At 56.0% G+C, this 21,564-nt stretch carries 19 protein-coding genes; 14 read left to right on the top strand and 5 right to left on the bottom strand.

Features of this window, described 5'->3' with window-relative positions:
• The first annotated feature begins 8 nt into the window (after positions 1 to 8).
• Positions 9 to 965 (top strand): Nudix family hydrolase, encoded by a 957-nt coding sequence (locus tag P8S54_RS03905; RefSeq protein ID WP_281443310.1) that lies wholly within the window; start codon positions 9 to 11, stop codon positions 963 to 965.
• A gap of 85 nt (positions 966 to 1,050) precedes the next feature.
• Here P8S54_RS03905 and P8S54_RS03900 read toward each other — a convergent pair whose 3' ends face one another.
• Positions 1,051 to 1,953 (bottom strand): carbon-nitrogen hydrolase, encoded by a 903-nt coding sequence (locus P8S54_RS03900; RefSeq protein WP_281443309.1) that lies wholly within the window; start codon positions 1,951 to 1,953, stop codon positions 1,051 to 1,053.
• 9 nt (positions 1,954 to 1,962) lie between these two features.
• Positions 1,963 to 3,033: an agmatine deiminase family protein gene (locus P8S54_RS03895; protein ID WP_281443308.1), complete on the bottom strand. Its 1,071-nt coding sequence runs from the start codon at positions 3,031 to 3,033 to the stop codon at positions 1,963 to 1,965.
• A 199-nt stretch (positions 3,034 to 3,232) separates the two neighbouring features.
• Here P8S54_RS03895 and P8S54_RS03890 point away from each other — a divergent pair, with 199 nt between their 5' ends.
• Positions 3,233 to 4,474 carry a lipoprotein-releasing ABC transporter permease subunit gene (locus tag P8S54_RS03890; protein WP_009099266.1) on the top strand — a complete coding sequence of 414 codons (1,242 nt, stop codon included), beginning with the start codon at positions 3,233 to 3,235 and terminating at the stop codon, positions 4,472 to 4,474.
• A gap of 10 nt (positions 4,475 to 4,484) precedes the next feature.
• Entirely contained in the window at positions 4,485 to 5,201 is a 717-nt protein-coding gene (locus P8S54_RS03885) for an ATP-binding cassette domain-containing protein (protein ID WP_281443307.1), read from the top strand.
• Positions 5,202 to 5,223: 22 nt separating this feature from the next.
• Here the strand turns inward: P8S54_RS03885 and P8S54_RS03880 are convergent, their stop codons facing one another.
• Complete coding sequence (locus P8S54_RS03880) at positions 5,224 to 5,775, bottom strand: DUF2062 domain-containing protein (RefSeq protein ID WP_009099270.1); 552 nt, start codon at positions 5,773 to 5,775, stop codon at positions 5,224 to 5,226.
• Between the two features lie 96 nt (positions 5,776 to 5,871).
• On the opposite strand from P8S54_RS03880, the gene P8S54_RS03875 reads away from it, so the two are divergent.
• From P8S54_RS03875 to murB, 7 genes are read left to right on the top strand one after another with little or no spacing between them, the layout of a single operon-like run.
• On the top strand, positions 5,872 to 8,139 hold the full coding sequence (locus P8S54_RS03875; protein WP_281443306.1) for a DNA internalization-related competence protein ComEC/Rec2: 2,268 nt from the start codon (positions 5,872 to 5,874) through the stop codon (positions 8,137 to 8,139).
• Positions 8,140 to 8,195: 56 nt separating this feature from the next.
• Positions 8,196 to 9,932: a lipid A export permease/ATP-binding protein MsbA gene (gene msbA, locus P8S54_RS03870; RefSeq protein ID WP_281443305.1), complete on the top strand. Its 1,737-nt coding sequence runs from the start codon at positions 8,196 to 8,198 to the stop codon at positions 9,930 to 9,932.
• Positions 9,929 to 10,945: a tetraacyldisaccharide 4'-kinase gene (gene lpxK / locus P8S54_RS03865; RefSeq protein WP_281443304.1), complete on the top strand. Its 1,017-nt coding sequence runs from the start codon at positions 9,929 to 9,931 to the stop codon at positions 10,943 to 10,945. Before msbA ends, lpxK begins: the two co-directional genes overlap by 4 nt.
• Positions 10,938 to 11,147 (top strand): Trm112 family protein, encoded by a 210-nt coding sequence (locus tag P8S54_RS03860; RefSeq protein WP_009099276.1) that lies wholly within the window; start codon positions 10,938 to 10,940, stop codon positions 11,145 to 11,147. The genes lpxK and P8S54_RS03860 overlap by 8 nt, the downstream gene beginning before the upstream one ends.
• Positions 11,147 to 11,935, top strand: a complete 789-nt coding sequence (kdsB, locus tag P8S54_RS03855) for a 3-deoxy-manno-octulosonate cytidylyltransferase (protein ID WP_281443303.1) — start codon at positions 11,147 to 11,149, stop codon at positions 11,933 to 11,935. Before P8S54_RS03860 ends, kdsB begins: the two co-directional genes overlap by 1 nt.
• Positions 11,932 to 12,399: a low molecular weight protein-tyrosine-phosphatase gene (locus P8S54_RS03850; RefSeq protein ID WP_009099280.1), complete on the top strand. Its 468-nt coding sequence runs from the start codon at positions 11,932 to 11,934 to the stop codon at positions 12,397 to 12,399. Before kdsB ends, P8S54_RS03850 begins: the two co-directional genes overlap by 4 nt.
• A gap of 3 nt (positions 12,400 to 12,402) precedes the next feature.
• Positions 12,403 to 13,410: a UDP-N-acetylmuramate dehydrogenase gene (gene murB / locus P8S54_RS03845; protein ID WP_281443302.1), complete on the top strand. Its 1,008-nt coding sequence runs from the start codon at positions 12,403 to 12,405 to the stop codon at positions 13,408 to 13,410.
• A 57-nt stretch (positions 13,411 to 13,467) separates the two neighbouring features.
• On the opposite strand, the gene rne is transcribed toward murB, so the two are convergent.
• Complete coding sequence (rne, locus tag P8S54_RS03840) at positions 13,468 to 16,722, bottom strand: ribonuclease E (RefSeq protein WP_281443301.1); 3,255 nt, start codon at positions 16,720 to 16,722, stop codon at positions 13,468 to 13,470.
• 698 nt (positions 16,723 to 17,420) lie between these two features.
• On the opposite strand from rne, the gene P8S54_RS03835 reads away from it, so the two are divergent.
• Genes P8S54_RS03835 through sppA form a run of 3 tightly spaced genes read left to right on the top strand, consistent with a single transcriptional unit; the run spans position 17,421 to position 20,176 of the window.
• Positions 17,421 to 18,362, top strand: a complete 942-nt coding sequence (locus P8S54_RS03835) for an RluA family pseudouridine synthase (protein WP_009099287.1) — start codon at positions 17,421 to 17,423, stop codon at positions 18,360 to 18,362.
• Positions 18,363 to 18,371: 9 nt separating this feature from the next.
• Positions 18,372 to 19,022: an HAD-IA family hydrolase gene (locus P8S54_RS03830; protein WP_009099290.1), complete on the top strand. Its 651-nt coding sequence runs from the start codon at positions 18,372 to 18,374 to the stop codon at positions 19,020 to 19,022.
• Between the two features lie 29 nt (positions 19,023 to 19,051).
• The gene (gene sppA / locus P8S54_RS03825) at positions 19,052 to 20,176 is read left to right on the top strand and encodes a signal peptide peptidase SppA (RefSeq protein ID WP_281443300.1); all 1,125 of its coding nucleotides are present in this window, start codon (positions 19,052 to 19,054) and stop codon (positions 20,174 to 20,176) included.
• 38 nt (positions 20,177 to 20,214) lie between these two features.
• On the opposite strand, the gene P8S54_RS03820 is transcribed toward sppA, so the two are convergent.
• Entirely contained in the window at positions 20,215 to 20,808 is a 594-nt protein-coding gene (locus P8S54_RS03820) for a nucleoside triphosphate pyrophosphatase (protein WP_281444059.1), read from the bottom strand.
• 172 nt (positions 20,809 to 20,980) lie between these two features.
• Here P8S54_RS03820 and P8S54_RS03815 point away from each other — a divergent pair, with 172 nt between their 5' ends.
• Positions 20,981 to 21,529 (top strand): YceD family protein, encoded by a 549-nt coding sequence (locus tag P8S54_RS03815; protein ID WP_009099297.1) that lies wholly within the window; start codon positions 20,981 to 20,983, stop codon positions 21,527 to 21,529.
• Positions 21,530 to 21,564: the final 35 nt, after the last annotated feature.

Here is a 21,564-nt window from a genome sequence, read left to right as displayed (position 1 = left end):
AAGACGTAATGAGTGTAATGGTAAAACGACGAGTTCATGTCGCGGCGGCTGCAATGATTAGCGCCGATCAAAAGCAAGTGTTAATAGCGCGTCGGCCTTCAAACGTCGATCACGGCGGGCTGTGGGAATTTCCCGGCGGCAAGCTGGCGCCCTATGAAACGGGGCTGGAAGGGCTTAAACGTGAGTTACATGAAGAGCTAGGCGTTGAAATTGTACGCGCTCGGCCGCTGATTCGTATTCACCACGAGTACCCTGATAAGCATATCCTGCTGGATGTTTGGCAAGTTCAGGAGTTTGCTGGCGAACCCTTTGGGCGCGAAGGTCAGGCGGTGCGCTGGGTACCCATGGAGGAGTTGGCAAACTATCCCTTCCCTGCGGCTAATCTGCCGATTTTACGGGCAGTCATGCTGCCCACTGACTATTTAATTACCGGTGAAGAGGCAGATGAAGAGCGCTTTGAGGCCCTTCTAGAGCGGGCACTACGAGAAGATGGCATACGCCTTGTTCAGCTGCGTGCCAAGGAGCTAGATACAGGCGCTTACCTTGCACGGGCAGAACGTGCCTTAGCGCTTTGCCGTCAGCACGGTGCCCGTCTTGTGCTTAATGCGGACCCCGCGCTCCTTGATGAGGTGGACGCCGATGGCATTCACTTGACCAGTGAGCGTTTAATGAATATTGATCGTCGACCGATAGCCGAGAGCAAGTGGCTCTCGGCCTCGACCCACGATCAGGCGCAGCTCTCTAAAGCGGCGGTGCTAGGCTGCGACTTCGTAACCCTTTCGCCGCTGCGCACCACGCCCTCGCACCCTGAAGTGGCGCCCCTCGGCTGGCACGATTTCCAGCAGCTCGTTGAGCGCGCGGGCATGCCGGTGTTTGCGCTGGGCGGCATGACGCGCTTTGATGCTAACCACGCCCGCGCTGTAGGTGCCCAAGGGATTGCCTCGATTCGTGATTTTTGGAAATAAGCTAACCTTTCTAATGGGTTAGCTAAACAAAACGCCTGCTCCAGAGATGGAGCAGGCGTTTTTCTTAGCCTAGGGAAACGCTGTGCTAGTCGCGGTAGCGGCGGGTTAAATCCCCGTAAGCGTCGATCCTGCGGTCGCGCAGGTAGGGCCAAATGCGACGGGTATGCTCGCTGCGTGCCATATTAATCTCGACCACGAGCTGTTGGGTGTCTTCGCCCGCGTGGGCCAGTAGTTCCCCTTGGGGGCCGCATACAAAGCTGCCACCCCAAAACGCAATACCGTCACCAACACCCGATTGATCAGCTTCAAAGCCTACTCGGTTAGCGACTAATACCGGCAAGCCGTTAGCGACACCATGTGCTCGCTGGATAAGGGTCCAAGCGTCTTTCTGGCGGGCTTTTTCCGCGTCGTCATCGTTAGGGTCCCAGCCAATAGCCGTGGGGTAGAGCAGCAAATCTGCACCTGCTAGTGCCATTAAACGAGCGGCTTCCGGGTACCATTGGTCCCAGCACACCAGAACGCCCAACCGGCCAACCGAGGTGTCGATAGGGGTGAAACCCTCTCCCCGGGCGTCGTCTACATCACCTGGGGTGAAGTAGAATTTTTCATAAAATGCTGGGTCATCGGGTATATGCATCTTGCGATACTGACCAACGCGCCCTTGGGCACGATCGTAGACCACTGCGGTATTGTGATATAGCCCAGGTGCGCGACGCTCAAACAGCGAACCCACCAGCACAATATCCAGCTCTTTCGCCAGCGCCGCTAAGCGTTGACCCGTCGGCCCATCAAGCGGCTCGGCCAAGTCAAACAGTGCTGGGTCTTCGTATTGGCAAAAATAGTGGGTAGCGTGAAGCTCTTGTAGCAGCACTAACTGGGCACCTTGCGCAACAGCGTCGCGGATACCCGCTTCGCTTGTGGCAAGGCTGCGTGCTTTATCAGGCCACGCGGGCTGTTGGACGACACCCACGATAAGCGTATGCGTCATAATAGCTCCTTACGATTCAAGGGTGACTGGAGTAAGGGTGCCTTTCGGCAGTTGCATGGTTAAGCAGTGCAGGCTGCCATGCTGACGAATCACGCTTGCGCACTCAATGGGTATCAGCGTGTGGTCAGGGAATGCCTGGGTTAGCGCCTGTAGCGCGACCATATCGGCGGGGTCGCCGTAAGTAGGTACCAAAACGGCCTGATTGATGATTAAAAAGTTAGCGTAGGTCGCCGGTAAACGATGGCCATCATCCGGGTCAAAACATGCTTGCGGCCAGGGTAAAGGGACAAGGTTATAAGGCGCGCCGTTGCGTTGACGAAATGCCTTAAGCTCCTGCTCCATCGCCTTAAGAGCGGCATGGTGGGGATCGATGGGGTCATCGCAGGTCACGTACGCAATGGTTGAAGGGTTGCAAAAGCGCGCCAGGGTATCAATGTGGCTATCGGTGTCATCGCCTTCTAGGTGCCCATTGGCCAGCCATAGAACGCGGTCAACGCCAAAGTCCTCGGCCAACATTGTTTCTATATCGCTGCGGGAGTGCGTTGGGTTGCGATTGGGGTTAAGCAGGCAGGCCTCGGTGGTTAGTAGAGTGCCTTCGCCGTCCGTTTCAATACCGCCACCTTCAAGAACCAGCTCCCGAGAGGCGACTGGGCAGGCCCACACGCCCGCATCCGCTAGCCACTGTGTCAACTGATTGTCGTGCTCAGCGGGAAACTTTCCGCCCCAGCCGGTAAAGGCGTAGTCCAACAGCAGCGGCTGATTGTCTTCATCTATGACGGTAATCGGCCCGTGGTCTCGCGCCCATGTATCGTCGGTGGGCGCAACCACCAGTAGCAGCTGATGTTTGCTAATACCATAGGCGGCAAACGTCGCGGCTAGACGCGCGCGTGTTGCCTCATCAGGGAGGCTGATCAGCACGCGCTGGTAGCGTGCTGTGGCAATAACAATACGTTCAAGCGTCGCTTCGATACGCGATAATAAAGGCGCCCAATCACCGTCTGAGCGGGGCCAGGTAAGCTGAAGGCCATCTTGGGGGTGCCATTCCGGCAGCAGGCGATGCGTCTTGGTAGCCAACGTCACAGATGCTCTTAATAGAAGTAAAAAGACTTACCCTTGGGGCAAGAGGAACCGGCGCAATGTAGGGGCTTGCCCAGAAACATGCAAGCCTTACCTTGATATAGGGAACGGCTTTGCTCGATACCGCTCTAAGGCTGCGTTTGCACATGCAGCCCTGCTAAAAAAACCGTACCATGGGCGCTTATTATTAAGGAAGACTGCCATGCTTGATCGTTTGCCTTTTCTGGTGGGGCTGCGCTATGTGCGCGCTAAACGCCGGAACCACTTTATTTCGTTTATCTCCTTAACCTCAATGCTGGGCCTTATGCTCGGTGTGGCAGTACTGATTTTAGTGCTGTCGGTAATGAATGGCTTTGATCATGAGCTGCGAACCCGCATTTTGGGTATGGTGCCCCACACCAAAATTGAGGCGCAGGAAGGGTTGGTGGAGTGGGAGGCACTTGCTGAACAGCTAGTTGAGCGTGAGCGGGTAATCGGCGCGGCCCCTTTTATTGAACAGCAGGGTATGTTCTCCGCTGGCGGGCGTAATCAGGGGGCCATGGTGAACGGCATCCACCCTGATTGGGAAGGGCAAGTGTCTATTATTGGCAAACATATGCGCCAGGGCGAGTTAGCCGACTTAGTGCCTGGGGAGTGGAACGTAGTGCTGGGTTCAATGCTGGCGCGTCGTCTAGGCGTTGGCGTGGGCGACCGGGTCACGCTGTTAGTGCCCGAAGCCTCGATTACGCCGGCGGGTGTGTTTCCGCGCTTAAAGCGCTTTACGGTAAGCGGGATTTTTAGCGTGGGTGCCGATTTAGATGCCAACCTGGCCTACGCCAACATTTATGATATGCAAACCCTGGCGCGGTTGGGTGATGCCGTTGGGGGGCTGCGTCTTGAACTTGACGATCTTTTCCTTGCCGGTAGTGAAACCCAAGCGATTGTGAACGAACTAGGATCCGGGTATCGCGGTACTGACTGGACATTTTCCCATGGCAGTCTTTTCCAGGCGATCCAAATGGAGAAGCGCATGATTGCGCTGCTGCTCACCGTTATTATCGCTGTTGCTGCGTTTAACATTGTATCAACACTGGTCATGGTGGTGACCGACAAGCGCGCTGACATTGCCATTTTGCGCACCATCGGGGCGACGCCGCGTTCGATCATGGGTATTTTCATTGTTCAAGGCTTGGCAATTGGTTTGATTGGTATTGCGGTGGGCGTCGGGGTCGGGATTTTATTGGCTCTAACGATCTCTGACTTGATCGGCTGGTTTGAGGGTGTGCTGGGTATTCAATTCCTGGATGCTGGCGTTTACTTTATTAGCGACCTGCCTTCCCGCTTACACTGGGCAGATGTACGGGATATCGTAGTGGCTGCTTTCGGGCTTACGTTCCTCTCGACGCTGTACCCTGCCTGGCGGGCGGCGCGTGTTCAGCCTGCGGACGTATTGCGCTATGAATAAGGATGATTTAATGACCTCATCGATACCGCAGCCAGGGGCAATTATGTTGCAGTGCCAAGGCTTGACGCGAGTCTACAGTGAAGGTCCACAAGACCTTACTGTGCTTGACCAGCTTGATTTACAGGTGCGCGCTGGCGAGCGCGTTGCCATTGTGGGTAGTTCGGGCTCAGGTAAGACAACGCTACTCAATTTGCTCGGCGGCCTTGATCGGCCAAGTGGCGGTGGCGTGGTGATTGCCGGGGAGCCGCTGTCAGGTCTTAATGAAGCGGCATTGGGCAAGTTCCGTAACCGCTACATTGGCTTCGTTTACCAGTTCCACCACCTGCTGGCTGAGTTTAGCGCGGTGGAGAACGCTGCGTTGCCGCTGATTATTCGCGGTCAGCCCAAGAAGGTGGCGGAGCAGCGGGCCATGCAGTTGCTGGAGCGGGTGGGCATGAAGGCGAGGGCTGATCATAAACCTGGTGAGCTTTCTGGAGGCGAGCGCCAGCGTGTTGCCATTGCTCGGGCCTTGGTAACCGATCCAAGCCTTGTATTAATGGATGAACCCACCGGCAACTTGGATCAAACCACGGCGAGCACAATTTTAGCGCTGATGGATCAACTGGCTAAAGAGAGCGCCTGCGCCTTTGTGATTGTGACCCACGATGTAGCGCTTGCGGCCCATCAAGACCGCGTTTTGAAGCTTGATGGGGGTCAGTTGGTGGAGCAAATTGACGTGACTGCGTAGGCCGTCTCAGCGAGGTTTTACGCTACTCGTCAAACTCTGATTCAATTTGTGCTCTACGCTGCCGCCTCTTCAGGCGGCGGCGTTTCCAGTTATGGGACACATGCCAGCGCCATATCAAGCGAATGCCAACGTTAGCGACAACCGCTAGTACCACCGCCGTCATCAATGACCCCACCATTAAGGGCGGCATGATGTCGTGCATTTGCTCGGCAATCCAACGGGTTGAAATGCGTGAAGGGGCCTCTCGCACCGGGGCGCCCAATAGAAAGGTGCCCACGCGGTAGTTAAAATAAAATATCAACGGCATGGTAAGTGGATTGGTAATCCATACCAGACCGACAGAAAGCGCTAAGTTGCAACGACTAAGGCGTGCGCCCAACGCAGCTACCACCATCTGAAACGGGATAGGTAGCATGGCGCAAAATAGCCCTACGCTGAAGGCGTTGGCAACGCTTCGTCGAGTTAAAAGCCATAATCCAGGGTCGGCAATGAGCGGCGCCATAAAACGTAACGAACGCTGGCGTCTTAGCGTGTCTGGTTTAGGCATGTAGCGCTGCAGGAAACGCCGCGGCATGTCATATACTCTTGCGATTGATGCGCCCTATTATCCATATAGCGAAGTGCTTCGGCTATGCCATAGGCGTTAATGATCTAACACCAAGGAGAGGTGATGCGTTTAGGCGTTGCGGTACCCGCTGCATTGGCAACCCTAAGCGGCGTACTGTTGGCAGGGTGGAGTGGTGCAGAGGGGCACTTTTTGCCCTGGCTCAGCATTATCTTGGTGGGTCTCCTGTGGCTAACGTTAGGGCGCCCTAAGCTATTGATATGGCTTTTAATTGGCGGCTTTGCATTTGTCAGCGTGCAGCAAGAGTGGGGGCGACGTTTGCCGCCAGGTCTAAGTGGTGAAGACGTTACCTTGCAGACGCGCATACTAAGCGTTCAGCGCGAAGAAGGCTCGTCACGTATGCTGCTAGCGGTCGAGAAGTGTCGGGCTCCCGTGAACCTTCCAAACTGTGATTCACTGCGCCGCGTACGCGTCAGTGCTTACGGCGAGCATGCCTATCAAGCGGGTGAGCGTTGGCAAATGACGCTACGACTACGCCCACCTCGCGGTTTTGCCAATCCCGATACGTTTAATTTTGAACGATGGCTATGGCGGGAAGGTATCCACGCCACAGGGTATGTGCGTCAGGACCCCGCTCCACAACGATTAGCTACCACGGCCACTGGGCTACGCCAAAAAGCGCTTGCTATGCTGGCTAGCCAGCCCCTTGAAGCTCGCACCCAGCGCTGGCTAGCCGCGCTTACCCTAGGCGAGAGCGACCAATTGACCCAAGATGACTGGGCGCTTCTAAACGCCACGGGTACCACGCATCTGGTGGTTATTTCTGGTTTGCATGTGGGTTTAGTCGCGTCGTTTACGCTGCTGTTAGCACGTTGGGCGGCGCGGTTACTGTCACCGACTAACTGGCGGCTGCGTGCCTGGCCATGGTGGCTGGCGGGGGCTGCGGCAGTGGGGTATGCCACGTTAGCTGGGCTGGCACCGCCAGCAACGCGCGCCATGGTGATGACGCTTTTGGGACTGTGGGTACTTAGCGGTCGGCATTCTCCCGGCGCTTGGCAGGCGTGGTGGCTAGCGCTGGCGCTGATTTTGGTGGTGAACCCGCTGTCGTTCTGGCGTCCTGGGCTTTGGCTTTCCTTTATTGCCGTGGGCTGGCTAATCATCATCTGGCAGGGGAGGCAGCGACCCAGCGGGATAAAAGGGTGGTGCTGGGCTTTACTGCGCTCACAATTATTGTTGGCACCGTTAATGGCCGCAGCAGTGTTACTGGCCTTTGGGCGTGTAGCGCCTGCTGCCCCGCTCATCAACCTGGTTGCCGTGCCTTGGGTGAGTTCCGTTATGGTGCCCAGCGCGCTGTTAGGGTGGCTGCTTGCTCCGTTGCCGGGTGTTGGACAGTTAATGTGGTGGGGGTTTGAGCAAGCGCTCGCCGTGTTTCATCAGCTGTTAGTCATAGCCGTTCGATATGCGCCGCTGTGGGAGCCTGCGCCTGCACTTGTTTATCCGCTTGCGGGGGCGTTGCTGCTGTTCGCCCTATGCTGGGGCTTGCCGGGCATACCGCGCTGGCTCCGCTTTAGCGCGGCGTTGTTCACTGGCTTACTACCTTGGACCCCGCTGGAACAAACGCTGCCCTCAGGGGAGCTTCGCGTGACGGTATATGATGTGGGCCAAGGGCAGTTAATTGAATTGCGTAGCGCCACGCATCGCATGCTTTACGACACAGGTCCACGCTTTCGTAGCGGCTTTATGCCGTTGCAAACGCTCTGGCCAGCAGGGCAGCAGTTTAATCAAGTCATGGTCAGTCATGCCGATATGGACCATGCGGGTGGGGTAAAAAGCCTGCTAGACGATCATCAGGTTAACCAGTGGTTGGCGCCCTCGGGGGAATCGCTGCCGGTTGAGGCGACAGCTTGCGAGCGTGGGCAGCAGTGGCAGTACGACGGTATTGAGTATCGCGTGCTTTGGCCCCCGGCGGGTGAAAATACGCTATCGGCGAATGATCGTTCCTGCGTGCTGGAAGCAAGCGTAGGTGAGCAGCGTTTGCTGATCACCGGGGATGTTGGGCGTGATATCGAAAGACGCTTCGTGGCTGATCTGACGCCGCCCATCAGTGTATTGGTCGCAGGGCACCATGGTAGTCATACAAGCTCAGGCGTGCAGTTTGTGCGCATGAGCCGCCCCCTCAATGTGATTTTTAGTGCTGGGCGAGATAATGCCTTTAATCACCCTGTGGATGACGTGGTACGCCGGTTTCGTGACCAAGAGAGCTGTATGTGGAGTACCGCTCATGATGGAGCGCTTCGCTTTACGCTGCAGGCTAACCAGCCTGTAGAGGTTATTCCTTGGCGAAAGCTGCACGGAGGTCGTAAGCGGTGTTGATGCGCCTCGCCATAAGGTAGAATTCTGCGCACTGCACACTATTGCCGGGAGCGCGTGTGACTGATTCAGGTTGGATTCTTTATAAACGGTTATTAGGCTACGTTAAACCGCATTGGCGTGCATTTGCGCTGGCGATCGTAGGCTTTGTGATTTATGCCGCTTCAAGTACTGCGCTAGCAGAGATGATGAAACGGTTAATCGACGGTATTCAGCACCCTGATGCAGCCTTCAGGCTTTTCTTACCGCTGTTCGTCATTCTGATGTTTGCCTCCCGCGGGTTAGGCACTTTTTTAAGCACTTACTTTATGGCGTATGTGGGGCGCTACGTCATTCATACGTTGCGCTGCAACGTGTTTAACCACTTACTGCACTTGCCTGGACGCTTTTTTGATCACCACTCGAGTGGTCATCTGGTCTCTCGTGTTACCTATCATGTAGAGCAAGTGGCGGGTGCTGCCACCAATGCCGTTACGATTATTCTTCGCGAAGGGTTGTTCGTGGTAGGCCTGATTGGCTATTTGTTTTGGACAAACTGGATGCTGACGCTGCTGTTTTTGGCAGTAACCCCCCTTATTGCCGCAGTCGTCAGCTACGTGAGTAAGCGGTTTAGACGCATTTCTAAGCGCATCCAGCACTCCATGGGCGATGTTACCCACGTGGCGTCTGAGGCGCTCTCAGGCTATCGCGTGGTGCGCACTCACGGCGCCGAGCCTTATGAAAAACAGCGTTTTGAAAGGGTGAGTGAAGAGAACCGCCGTCAGAGTATGAAGGAGGCAATGACCCGCGCGGTGAGCTCGCCCGTTATCTTGATGCTGGTGGCTGTTTCCATGGCGCTGCTGGTGTGGATGGCGATGTCCCCAGCCTTGATGGCTGACATGACACCCGGCGAATTTGTGGCGTTTATTACCGCTGCGGCGCTGATGATCAAGCCGGTGCGTCAGCTCACCGAAGTTAATAGCGAAATTCAAAAAGGCATTGCCGCCGCCTCTGAGCTATTTGGCTTGCTGGATTTATCCACTGAGCAAGATGAGGGCAAGAAGATTCCTCAGCGGTTAAACGGTGAGGTAGTGATTGATAACATCAGCTTTCGCTACGCGGACGACCAGCCCAATGTGCTCCATGGCATTACTCTTAACGTAGCCCCCGGTGAGCTGGTGGCGATAGTGGGGCGCTCTGGCAGCGGGAAGTCAACGCTGGTCAGCTTGCTACCGCGGTTTTATCGTCCAAGCGAAGGGCGAATTTTGATCGATGGCATTGATGCCAATGAATATGCTCTTGGGCCGCTAAGACAGCAGATTGGCCTAGTGTCTCAGCAGGTAACCCTGTTTAACGCAACTATTGCCGATAACATTGCTTACGGCGTTACCAACCCAGACCCTGCTGCCGTCGAAGCCGCTGCGCAAGCAGCCTATGCCAGCGAGTTTATTGAGAAGCTGCCTAAGGGGTACGCTACCGTAGTAGGGGAAAACGGCGTCATGCTTTCAGGTGGGCAGCGCCAGCGCTTAGCGATTGCCCGGGCGATTTTTAAAGACGCGCCTATCCTGATTTTGGACGAAGCCACTTCCGCTTTGGATACCGAGTCAGAGCGTTATATTCAGAAAGCTCTTGAGCGAGTATGTGAAGGCCGCACCACGCTGGTCATCGCCCACCGTCTCTCTACTATCGAGCGTGCTGACCGCATTCTGGTAATGGATCAAGGGCGGATTATTGAACAGGGCTCGCATCAGGCGCTTTTGGAGGCCGGTGGTGCATACTCAGCGCTGCATCAACTTCAGTTTCAGGAGAGTGAATGAGCCTGGAGCAGCGTTGGCTAAAGGCGGCTTATGGGGCTAGCCCATGGCTGACGCCGCTCTATCCGCTGGGCGGTTTATACCGTTACCTTATGGCGCGTCGTGAAGCGAGCTATCGCGACGGAAAGAAGCCGGTTTGGCATGCGCCGGTACCGGTGATTGTGGTGGGCAACATCACCTTAGGCGGCACAGGAAAATCCCCGTTAGTGGCATGGCTTGCCCGCTGGCTGGTTAATCGGGGCTGGTCACCGGGTATTGTTACCCGGGGGTATGGGGGCAAGGCGAAGGCTTATCCGCTATTCGTAACCCCTGAGACGGCGCCATCCCAAAGTGGCGATGAGCCACTTATGCTTGCTCAGCAAACGGGCTTACCCGTGGTGGCCGACCCTCAGCGCGCTCGGGGAGGCCAGGCGTTAGTGAAGATGGGGTGCGACATTCTGCTCAGTGACGATGGCCTGCAGCATTTGGCGCTAGGCCGAGATATTGAGCTTGTCGTTGTGGATGGCGCTCGGGGTCTTGGGAATGGACGCTGCCTTCCGGCAGGGCCTCTTCGGGAAGCCCCGAGCCGGTTAGCCCATGTAGATGCAGTGATTGTAAATGGCGCGTTAGTTAAACCACTGCCGATATCCCCAACCCCAATGCAGTTGGCCCCCCAGCGCTGGCGACGCTTGAGTGACGGTCAGCACCGCGAGCTGGCACCGCTCCCTTTTAGCCTGCCAGTGCATGCCGTCGCGGGAATTGGTCATCCAGAACGATTTTTCAATACCCTGCATAGCTTGGGTGTAGAAGGGGAGATGCATCCGTTAGCGGACCATCAGCAATTTAATTCAGAGGCGCTACAGTTTGGTGATCAGCGCCCCGTGGTAATGACCGCTAAAGATGCGGTGAAATGCAAAAATATAGCGCCACCCGATAGCTGGGTGTTAGAGGTGGAAGCGGTACTTCCGCCATCGTTTGAACACTGGCTGGCAGCGAAGCTGTCAGCGCTTATTGAAAGGGGATGCACCCATGGATAAGGAACTACTGGCAATGCTAGTTTGCCCGTTGTGTAACGGCAAGCTTAAGTATGACCGTGAAGCTCAAGAGCTGTGCTGCTATTACGATGGCCTTGCCTATCCCATTAGCGAGGGGATCCCGGTGATGCTGCCCGAGGAGGCACGGGTGATGGATGCCGATGAAAAATTGCATACGTCTCCAGGTCGAACAGGGGAAGCCTAATGTCAGCCGCTGAACCAGGTTTCATTGCTGTTGTGCCCGCCCGATATGGCTCCACTCGCTTGCCTGGTAAGCCGCTACTGGATATCGCCGGTGAACCCATGGTCGCCCATGTTTGGCGACGCGCCTGCCAAAGCCAGGCTAGCCGCGTGGTAGTTGCTACCGATGATGCGCGTATTCGGGATGCCATGCTGCCTTATGGCGCAGAGGTAGTGATGACCCGGGCTGACCACCCGTCAGGCACAGATCGTCTGGCAGAAGTTGCCGAGCAGTTAGCCCTCGGTGAAGAGGAACTGGTGGTGAATGTTCAGGGCGATGAGCCGCTGATTCCTCCTATGCTAATCAACCAAGTGGCGCAACGTTTAGCTGATGACCCTGAAGCAGCCATCGCGACACTGGCTGAGTCGATTAGCAATGTAGAAACTCTGTTTAACCCCAATGTTGTGAAAGTGGTTCGCTCGCTAGCTGGGCGGGCACTCTATTTTTCCCGCGCTCCTATTCCGTGGGATCGTGAGCACTTTCAAGCGCAGCCTGCGCTGCTTGCCACCGATGCCTGGCTGCGTCATATCGGGATTTATGCTTACCGTGTGGGGTTCTTGTCCGCCTACCGTGAACTTTCTCCCTCTGGCTTGGAGCAGCTTGAACAGTTAGAGCAGCTGCGGGCATTGCAGCATGGCTATGCTATCCAAGTAGCGCTAGCCAGCACGGTGAACCCGCCGGGTGTCGACACCGCTGAAGACCTTGATAGGGTGAGAGCATTATTAGCGCAGCCAAGCGAAGGTGAGTTATGAAGCGTGTACTGTTTGTTTGCTTAGGTAATATTTGCCGTTCACCCACGGCCGAAGGTGTGTTTCAGCACGCGGTGGATGAAGCGGGGCTAAGAGGGCAAATCGACGTTGACTCTTGTGGGGTGGGTGATTGGCATGTCGGTAAAGCACCAGACGAGCGGGCCCAGCTGGCGGCAAAGCGTCGTGGTGTGGATATTAGCCATCTGCGTGGGCGTCAGCTAAGTGCCAGCGATTTCCTAGCGTTCGATTATGTGTTGGCGATGGATCATGCCAACTTACAGGCAATGCGAGCGCTTAAGCCTGCGGAGAGTCGTGCGCATGTGGGGCTGTTTTTAGCTTTTGCGGGCACCCCTGATGCGGAAGTGCCAGACCCTTACTATGGGGGAGATGAGGGCTTCGAAAGCGTTCTTAATATGATCGAAACTGCTTCAGCTGGGCTTATTGCCGAGTTAACGGGTAAACGGTAAGGCATGCTAACTATTCAAGCGCATGTTGATTTGACCGCTGCTAATACGCTGCGTCTGCCGTGTTATGCCGAGCGGTTTGCAGCGCCTCATACGCTATGCGCTTTACAGGCGGTGCTTCGCCAAGCCGCTGTGCAGCAGTGGCCTGTCACCCTGCTGGGCGGCGGCAGTAACGTACTGCTGCCGCCTCAATTGAACGGTATTGTGGTTCGCCCCTCGCTTCATCAATGGTGGCTTGAAACCCAGGGTGATGATGAGGTGGTGGCCTATGTGGGTGCAGGCGTCAACTGGCATTCATTGGTGATGGCGTTAGCGGCGCGGGGGTTGTGGGGAACTGAAAACCTTGCGCTTATTCCCGGACATTGCGGCGCGGCGCCGGTGCAGAACATTGGGGCTTATGGCGTTGAGCTAAAAGATGTGCTGCAGGGTGTGCAGGTTGTCGACGTTGCGTCGGGTAATGTGCGCTGGCTGAGTGCTGCCGAGTGCCAGTTTGGCTACCGCGATAGCCTCTTCAAAAATGCGTTGGCGGGCAGCGTTGTGATTACTCAGCTGGCGCTGCGTCTTTCAAAGCAGCCTAACCCGAAACTGCACTACGGAGACTTGGCATCACGTTTGCCTTCGCAGCCCACCCCTTTGGCGATTGCCGAAGCTGTTTGTGCCGTGCGTCAAGCAAAGTTACCTGATCCCGAGGTACTGGCTAACGCGGGTAGTTTTTTTAAAAACCCGCTCGTTAGCCTGTCCCATGCTGAGCAGTTACTTCAACAGAACCCTGCTATGCCACATTTTCCCCAACCAGATGGGCAGATTAAACTGGCAGCGGGGTGGTTAATAGATCAGTGCGGCTTAAAGGGGATGTGTGAGGGGAGCTTTGGTGTGCATGCTCACCAGGCCTTGGTGTTGGTACATCTTGGCGGAGGCGACCGCGTTGGCTTATTGCAGTTTGCTGAGCGAATTGTTCATGAGGTAAGCGCACGTTTTGGCGTAGAGCTTGAACCCGAGCCTAGAACTGTATAGCCCAAACGCCAGCCATAAAAAACCCCGCCGAGGCGGGGTTTTTTATGGCGCTAAGGCTTACTCTTGACCAGCGTTTTGCGCTTGCTGCTTACGTAGCTCACGCGGGTCGTTGTGCGCGCGACTACGGCGCCGACGGCTTGGCTTCGGTGTTTCTTCCTTAGCGGCCGTTGACGCATTCTCAGCTTCTTTCTGCTCTGCCACGGGCGCCTCTTCAGGCTGCGGGGTGTCGCTTTGCGGTGAAGCCACTGGCGCTGATTTTTCTGGCACTGACGCTTCAGCGGCGGCTGCATTTTCTACCGGCGTAGTCGTTGGAGCGCTGGCTTGAGTTGCTGCAACTTTATCAGCATTCGCCTCGTTGACCTTCGCCTCATCAGCTATCGGCTCGGCGATAGCTGCCGTTTCGGTCGCGCGCTCTTCTGATCCTGTTTCAGAGGCTTTAACATCCTCAGCCGCTGCTTCATTCTGCTGGGTGTCGGTAGGCTCAGGTTCCTGTGCCGCTTCGGCAGGCTTCGGTTCGCTGTCGGCCACTGGCGCTGTTTTAGGCTGCTCAGGTGCCTCGGCTGGCTGAGACTCTTCTGCTTCTTGAGGAGCCGCAGGCTTGGGTGTCTCCTCAAGCTCAGCTTTGGCCGTATCGCTGGCAGATTCATTGGCGATAGGTTGGCTCTCATCACCTGCTGCAGTCTCTTGTGCAGGCTGCTCTGCCTGTGGCTTACGACGCTGATGCGTTGCTTTGCGGGCCTTTTCGGCTGGCTTCGCAGGCTGCTCTGCTGTTGTCTCTTCGCCGTTTTCGACATCAGACGCTTGAGCGGCTTGGCTGCTTGTTGAGTCAACGGGCGCTGCTGGAGACGTCTCTTGTGTTGCAGAGGCCGTTGGCTGGCTCTCCGTGCTTGGCACGGCTTGGGTTGTGTCCTCTACTGTGGCCACTGCTTTAAGCGCGGCCTCAGCCTGGAGCTTTTGCTGCTCGGCTTCAGATTGCGGGTTGATGGCCTGCTTGCGTGAGCGGTTGCGCGGGTTGTTGCGTGTGCGCTTTGGCGTGCCATCATCCTGCGGTGCAGGTGGTTGCTTGCTCTCTTGCTTTTCCTCGCAGTCGGCAGCGTTGCGTGGTTCATCGCTCTTGGCTTTTTCATCACGCGGCTTGCTATCCCGTGGCTTGCTGTCGCGGGATTTTTGCTCTCTTGCTTGGTCGCGCTGAGTGTCACGACGACTCTCAGGCTGAGCGGACGCTGCCTCATGCTGGGCGTCAGTGCTATTGCCTGAAGGCTCTTTTGCGCTTTGGCGACTGCTCTTATTGCTACTGTCTTGAGGCTTGCTGTCTTCGTTCTGCGGATGACGGCGACGATTACGCGTACGGTTAGGGCCGCTACGCTTGTCGTTAGCATCATCGCCAGCAGGGGTGCTACGGGACTGAGTGTTGCTGCGCTGCTCGCTCTTCCCGGCGCTCTCGCTGCTTTCGGGGGTTTGCCTGGGCTTATTATCGGTGCTGCGGGTGCTTTTGGGCGCGCTCCGCTCAGCCGACTTCCGCGGGGCGGGTGCCTCAGCAGCCGGTTGTTGAGTGCTACTGTCTTCACCACCCAACAGCTTGGCGAAACCACGAATGAAACGGCCAATCACGCTGGGCTGCTCATCGGCGGCGGGGGCTGGCGTGGGTGTCGCTGCTGCCGTTACTTTTGCAGGCGCTTCTTCTGTCTGTAGCGAAACAGGTGCAGGGGCGTTATGCGTGACACTCTTTACGGCTGCTTCAGCACGCTGGGTGGGTGGCGTGAAGCTTGGGTCGGGCTCTTTGCCAACGTCAGTGTCGGTGGAAATTTCAAAGCTGGAAAGCGCCTGGCTGTCGTCTTCATCGAGATGGTCATCGCGGAACCGCTGAACATCGTAATGGGGCGTGTCCATGTCAGGATTCGGTAGTAGCACTACGCGCACACCCTGGCGGGACTCGATATCAGCCAGCACGCTGCGTTTTTCGTTGAGCAGGTAGGTGGCCACGGGTACCGGCAAAATGGCGCGGATCTGTGCGCTGCGCTCTTTCATGGCTTCTTCTTCAATCAGGCGCATGATAGAGAGTGACAGAGAGCGAACGTCGCGTATCGTGCCTTGACCGTTACAGCGCGGGCAAACCACGCCGCTGGTTTCGCCTAAGGAGGGGCGCAACCGCTGGCGCGACATTTCCATTAGGCCAAAGCGCGAAATGCGGCCAATCTGCACACGTGCTCGGTCCAGTTTCAGCGCGTCGCGCATGCGGTTTTCCACTTCCCGCTGGTTGCGCGCAGGGCCCATGTCGATAAAGTCGATAACGACAAGGCCGCCAATATCCCGCAAACGCAGCTGGCGGGCGATCTCGTCAGCGGCTTCGGAGTTGGTTTGTAAGGCGGTTTCTTCGATATCGCTACCGCGGGTGGCGCGAGCGGAGTTGATATCGATGGAGACCAGCGCTTCAGTGTGGTCGATAACAATAGAACCACCAGAGGGCAGTTTAACTTCCCGCTGGTAGGCGGTTTCTATCTGCGACTCAATCTGGAAGCGTGAAAACAGCGGAACTTCATCTACGTATAGTTTGATTTTCTGCTGATAAGAGGGCATTACCTGACGGATAAAGCCCAGGGCTTCCTCGTGAATTTCAGGGCTATCGATGAGTACTTCACCAATATCTTGGCGAAGATAGTCGCGCATGGCGCGAATAATGACATTGGATTCACGGTAAATCAGGAAAGGCGCTGAGCGTTTGCCCGCTTCAGTGGTGATGGACTCCCAAACCTGCACTAGGTAGTCCAGGTCCCACTGCAGCTCTTCTGAGCTGCGGCCAATGCCAGCGGTGCGCACGATCAGACCCATCTTGTCGGGCACAGTGAGCTGGCCCATGGCGTCTTTTAGCTGGCTGCGGTCATCACCCTCAATGCGGCGAGAAATCCCCCCCGCACGTGGGTTATTAGGCATCAGTACTAAAAAACGACCCGCTAAGCTGATGAACGTTGTCAGAGCGGCGCCTTTGTTGCCGCGCTCCTCTTTGTCCACCTGAACGATGACTTCCTGGCCCTCTTTAAGCACTTCTTTAATGCTGGGGCGGCCAGAGACATCTTTAATAAAGTACTCGCGGGAGATCTCTTTTAACGGCAAAAAGCCGTGGCGCTCGGCGCCAAAGTCGACAAACGCGGCTTCAAGGGAGGGTTCGACACGGGTGATTTTGCCACGATATATGTTGGCTTTTTTCTGTTCCCGAGCGCCTGATTCGATATCCAGGTCGTAAAGGCGTTGTCCATCTACCAGCGCAACCCGCAGCTCTTCTGGCTGGGTTGCGTTAATCAGCATCCGTTTCATAGTGTCTCGCATAGCGTTGCGTGCCGACGAGCCGTCTAAGCGTGGCGTAGACGAATCGCTGGGTGCTGCGTGCTTGTGCTCGGCGCATTGCTATGCTGACGCATTAAGCCGGGAAGGCATCATTGCCGACCCGGCTGAAAGGGCGTTGAGTACGTGGCGGAGGCAAGACATGTTTCGGTGGCTGTCACGTCCATCCGGCCCTGCTGACACCGCCAACACCTGGCATTCATCGATTCGCCAACGCCGGCCATCAGCACAGCGTTGATCATTGCGCTCCGAGAAGCCCCCTTTTATGACGTTCAGGGAAGCTACTGGGAGCGTGACGTTTGTTTAAACAAGCCTGCCATTACGGGCGAGGCTTTAGCGTATCTGACGCAGAAATTACGAGCGGCAGAGTGACTGTTTTCTCAATACGTTATTTCAGTACGTGCTTTTAATACGTTGGGGGGTGGGTAATGCGTACACTAACCTATCACCCCATGCTCTGACCTGCGTGTTAGTCGGGCAGGTGCTTGGCTTAACCGTGGAAGCTAACGTGTAATAAAACGGTTATCTACACGTTATCCACGCTAAACCGATGAGCGTTTTGGAATATAACAGTAAAGACAACTACCAGCAATTGACGCAATGCCCATTGGTCTACGTTAGAATGCCGTTTTTAGCCTGACGTTAGAAAATCATACCAGGAGTGCGCGGCAATGGCCGAAGGGCGCGAAGTACAGTGGGTGGATATCGCCCCGGAGCAGGCGGGTCAGCGAATTGATAATTTTTTGATGACCCGACTAAAAGGAGCGCCACGTGCGTTGATCTATCGCATCGTACGTAAAGGTGAGGTAAGGGTTAATAAAAAACGCGTTAAAGTCGATTACCGGCTGCAGGCAGGAGATTTGGTGCGCGTACCGCCGCTGCGCCTAGCCCCGCGAGAGGCGGTAAAAGAGGTGAGTGATAATTTGCGCGACCTACTGATTGGTAGCGTGATTATGGAAGGCCCAGACTGGATGGTGCTCAATAAGCCTTCTGGGTTGGCGGTTCACGGTGGCAGCGGCGTAAAAATTGGCTTAATCGAAGCGCTTAGGCAAGTCCGAGACGATCTTACGTTCCTAGAGCTTGTGCATCGGTTAGATCGTGATACCTCTGGGTGCTTGCTGCTGGCTAAATCCCGCGATGCGCTGGTAACCCTGAATGAGTCTTTGAAGAAGCATGCAATGGACAAGCGCTACCTGGCGTTGGTCAATGGCCGGTGGCCAGCGCGGAAAACGTATGTAGGCGCTCGATTAGACCGTTTTGATGCCGGAAACGGCGAGCGTCGGGTGCGAGTTGATCCCAACGGCAAAGTGTCGCGCACCCTGTTCTCAGTCGTCGAGACATTCGAGAAAGCCACCCTTGTTGAAGCTGAGCCCGTGACGGGGCGTACGCACCAGATTCGCGTGCATGCCGCCCATGCGGGGCATGCGCTGCTGGGCGACGACAAATATTCGACCCGTGAAAGTGTGCATATGACTCAGCAATTGAAAGTGGATCGGCTGTTTTTACACGCGCGTGCTTTAACGTTTCCTGAGCCGGGCAATGGTCGGCCTGTGACGGTAAAGGCGCCGCTGCCAGAAGCGTTGGAAGCAGCGCTGCAGCGGGCTCGGCGATAAGGAACCCGTATGCGCTACGAACTGATTATTTTTGACTGGGATGGCACCCTGATGAATTCGGTGCCTAAAATTGTTGCCTGCATGCAGGCGGCAGCTGTGGATGCGGAGTGGGATGCACTGAGCGTTAGCGCTATTGAGGATATTATTGGCCTGGGGCTACCCGAGGCGATCAATAAGCTTTGCCCGGGAATCGGGCCAGTGCAGGCAGAGCTGCTGCGGCAGCGCTATGCCCACCATTTTGTTCACTCCGATACCACCCCAATGCCATTTTTTGAAGGCGTGGACGCTCAGATAGCGCGTTTGCGGCAGCGCGAGCAGCAGCGGCTAGCGGTGGCGACAGGAAAAAGTCGTCGCGGTCTTGATCGTGTGTTTGCCGAAACGGGCAGTGGTGGATGGTTTGACGCTAGCCGAACGGCAGATGAAACGCGCTCGAAACCTCATCCGCAAATGCTTAGCGAGTTGTTGGAGGAACTCGCTATTCCTGTTGAGCGTGCGGTGATGGTTGGGGACACCGAATACGACATGGAAATGGCCAGAGCCATTGGTATGGACCGCGTAGCGGTGACCTATGGTGTTCATACGCCGTCTCGCTTAGCGCTAAGTCAGCCTCGCTGGGTGGCGCATAATATTAGTGAGCTTTTTGATTGGCTATACGGCTAACCTCACTCCGGCACAGTTAAGGGCAGTTTATGAGCGATGATCAAAAGCGCGGCAGCGATGGTGAGCAGCCGCAGGCGGTAGAAGAGCAGCCTAACGAGGCGGTAGAAGACCGATGGACCCAAGGCCCTGACGTCTCAAGGTCTGTCAAAGGGAAGGCGGCGTTAGCAGGCGATGCCAGTGATGACGCCGAAACCCTGCGCGAGCGCCAGCGGTTGGCGCAGTTGGAAATGATGGATCGGTGGGTTGGTGGCGTTTTAACCGAGCAGCGCCGAACGCGTCGTTGGAAGCTGTTTTTCCGTTTATTGTTTTTGACCATTGTGCTTGTCTCGTTAACGACTACGGTTTATCGCGTGTGGTGGGGGGAACCCACGGCCTCCACGCCAGCGCAGTCTCATCTGGCGCTGGTAGAAGTGCGTGGAGTCATTGCCAGTGATGCGCCAGCTAACGCAGAGCGTATTATTCGTGGGCTAAACCGTGCCTGGTCGGCTGATAATGCCGCAGCGGTAGTGCTGCATATCGATAGCCCAGGCGGCAGTCCTGTCCAGTCTCAGCGTATTTACGCAGAAATAATGCGGCTACGTGAGCAGGGCGATAAGCCCATCTATGCGCTGATTGAAGATGTGGGTGCCAGCGGCGCCTATTACATCGCTTCTGCTGCCAACGAGATTATGGCTTCACCCGCAAGTTTGGTGGGCTCCATCGGTGTTATATATGCGGGTTTCGGTTTCCAAGAGGCAATAGATAAGCTAGGCATTGAGCGGCGGGTAGTCACAGCGGGTGACAATAAAGCGTTTTTGGACCCCTTTCAGCCCCTGGGTGAGGACGTAGAAGTGTTCTGGCAGAGTGTGCTTAACCAAACCCATGAGCAGTTTGTTAATGATGTGCGTGCTGGTCGCGGTGAGCGGTTAACCGATAGCCCTGAGGTGTTTTCAGGGCTGGTTTGGAGTGGTGAGCAGGCGCTGGCGCTGGGGTTGGTGGATGAGCTGGCTAGTCTGGAACAGCTGGCGCGTGCCGAAGTGGGTGGAACTCACTGGGAAGACTACACGCCGCGTCTAGATCCCTTTGAGCGGTTGACGCGTCGCTTCACGCAAGCGGCAGCAGAGGTGCTTGGCGTATCATCATCTAGCTCTCCACTGCGCTTTGAGTCGCCCTAGCCTTTAGGTGTAGTAATGCGCTGTTTTGGGTTTCCCCATTAATCGTCGCCAAGCGGGTTCATGCCCGCCTGGCGAAGCATGCTGCATAGTGCAATGAGCGGCAGCCCGATTAGCGCGTTGGGGTCGCGGCCCTCTAGCTTTTCAAAGAGTGCAATACCCAGCCCCTCCATGCGGAAGCTGCCAGCGCTATCCAGTGGCTGCTCTAGAGAAACGTAGCGCTCAATTTCTTGTTGGCTGAGTGAGCGGAATGCAACGTCAAAAGGCTCAATGTGAACTTGATGACGCTGGTGGCGAGTATCCAGCAACGCCAAGCCGGTTAAAAAAGTCACTCGCTGGCCCGAAAAACGCGCCAAATTAGCGCAGGCGCGCTCGCTCGTGTGCGGTTTGCCAAGGATGTCCCCTTCAAACAGGGCTATTTGGTCAGAGCCAATAATGCAGTGATTAGGGAATCGATCAGCCACAGCGTTGGCTTTGCTTAAGGCAAGGCGGTGCACGAGCGCCTGGGGTGACTCGCCCGGGTAGGGGGTTTCATCAATGTCTGGCGAATAGCACTGGTAGGGCAGTTGTAGCCGATCTAGCAGCGCTTGGCGGAAGCGTGAGCTAGATGCCAGGACCAAAGGGGCGTTATCCATTTGTGGCACTTTAGACTCCTTGTAAGGCAGTGTGTTGGCTTTCCTGCATGGTAGTGTGAGTGTAACGAAACCCAAACAGCATGCCTATTTGGCCTGATTTGGGAGAGAAACTAGTAAGAAATGTCTTGGCGGCTTTGACACCAGCGGGGCGAGTGCCTATCATTGCGCGCCTATGTTGACCTCACAACTCCCCAGTCGGGTTGAGCCTTATAAGCTCGCAGCCCGCCGCGAAAGACTAGAAGGCTTAGTGGCGCTTGATAAGCTGCCACGTCTTGCTGAAGAAGCAGGAGACCAAACCGGCGACTGTCATGTCGTGCTTGAGTTTGGCGTTGATGCCCAAGGTCGTCGTGAAATTCGTGGCCAATTGCAAGCGACGCTGGCACTGCCCTGTCGCCGCTGCCTAGAGCCGCTTAGCCAAGACGTGTCCAGTGACTTCCTGCTTGGAATGATCACTGACGAAGCCTTGGCTGCCGAGCTGCCTGCCAGTCATGAACCTGTGCTGGTGGAAAATGAACAGCTGGACTTGCTGACGGTAGTCGAGGATGAGCTTATCCTCAGCCTGCCACAGGTGGTCTATCACGATGAGGCTGAATGCCACGTCTCGGCGGATCAGCTGGTCAGCAAGACCGAAGGCGCAGCGGAGGAATCCGCTTCAGCCAAGAACCCTTTCGCGGTGCTCAACGCTTTGAAAAACAGCGGCGCCTTGAAAGGCAAAAAGTAAGCACTACTTACCCTACATACCTTGGAGTAAACACC

The sequence above is a fragment of the Halomonas sp. M1 genome (assembly GCF_029581375.1).
Classification (GTDB): domain Bacteria; phylum Pseudomonadota; class Gammaproteobacteria; order Pseudomonadales; family Halomonadaceae; genus Vreelandella.
Note: the sequence above shows the minus strand (reverse complement) of the source record. Positions and strands in the feature narration are given on the sequence as shown.

What these genes read in the sequence shown, in the direction of transcription:
- murB (WP_281443302.1), top strand. Translation starts at nt 12,403, where the DNA reads ATGCTAACTATTCAAGCGCATGTTGATTTGACCGCTGCTAATACGCTG.
- P8S54_RS03900 (WP_281443309.1), bottom strand. Translation starts at nt 1,953, where the DNA reads ATGACGCATACGCTTATCGTGGGTGTCGTCCAACAGCCCGCGTGGCCT.
- P8S54_RS03835 (WP_009099287.1), top strand. Translation starts at nt 17,421, where the DNA reads ATGGCCGAAGGGCGCGAAGTACAGTGGGTGGATATCGCCCCGGAGCAG.
- P8S54_RS03820 (WP_281444059.1), bottom strand. Translation starts at nt 20,808, where the DNA reads ATGGATAACGCCCCTTTGGTCCTGGCATCTAGCTCACGCTTCCGCCAA.
- P8S54_RS03905 (WP_281443310.1), top strand. Translation starts at nt 9, where the DNA reads ATGAGTGTAATGGTAAAACGACGAGTTCATGTCGCGGCGGCTGCAATG.
- P8S54_RS03860 (WP_009099276.1), top strand. Translation starts at nt 10,938, where the DNA reads ATGGATAAGGAACTACTGGCAATGCTAGTTTGCCCGTTGTGTAACGGC.
- P8S54_RS03890 (WP_009099266.1), top strand. Translation starts at nt 3,233, where the DNA reads ATGCTTGATCGTTTGCCTTTTCTGGTGGGGCTGCGCTATGTGCGCGCT.
- kdsB (WP_281443303.1), top strand. Translation starts at nt 11,147, where the DNA reads ATGTCAGCCGCTGAACCAGGTTTCATTGCTGTTGTGCCCGCCCGATAT.
- P8S54_RS03880 (WP_009099270.1), bottom strand. Translation starts at nt 5,775, where the DNA reads ATGCCGCGGCGTTTCCTGCAGCGCTACATGCCTAAACCAGACACGCTA.
- P8S54_RS03850 (WP_009099280.1), top strand. Translation starts at nt 11,932, where the DNA reads ATGAAGCGTGTACTGTTTGTTTGCTTAGGTAATATTTGCCGTTCACCC.
- P8S54_RS03830 (WP_009099290.1), top strand. Translation starts at nt 18,372, where the DNA reads ATGCGCTACGAACTGATTATTTTTGACTGGGATGGCACCCTGATGAAT.
- rne (WP_281443301.1), bottom strand. Translation starts at nt 16,722, where the DNA reads ATGAAACGGATGCTGATTAACGCAACCCAGCCAGAAGAGCTGCGGGTT.
- P8S54_RS03815 (WP_009099297.1), top strand. Translation starts at nt 20,981, where the DNA reads ATGTTGACCTCACAACTCCCCAGTCGGGTTGAGCCTTATAAGCTCGCA.
- P8S54_RS03885 (WP_281443307.1), top strand. Translation starts at nt 4,485, where the DNA reads ATGACCTCATCGATACCGCAGCCAGGGGCAATTATGTTGCAGTGCCAA.
- sppA (WP_281443300.1), top strand. Translation starts at nt 19,052, where the DNA reads ATGAGCGATGATCAAAAGCGCGGCAGCGATGGTGAGCAGCCGCAGGCG.
- P8S54_RS03875 (WP_281443306.1), top strand. Translation starts at nt 5,872, where the DNA reads ATGCGTTTAGGCGTTGCGGTACCCGCTGCATTGGCAACCCTAAGCGGC.
- lpxK (WP_281443304.1), top strand. Translation starts at nt 9,929, where the DNA reads ATGAGCCTGGAGCAGCGTTGGCTAAAGGCGGCTTATGGGGCTAGCCCA.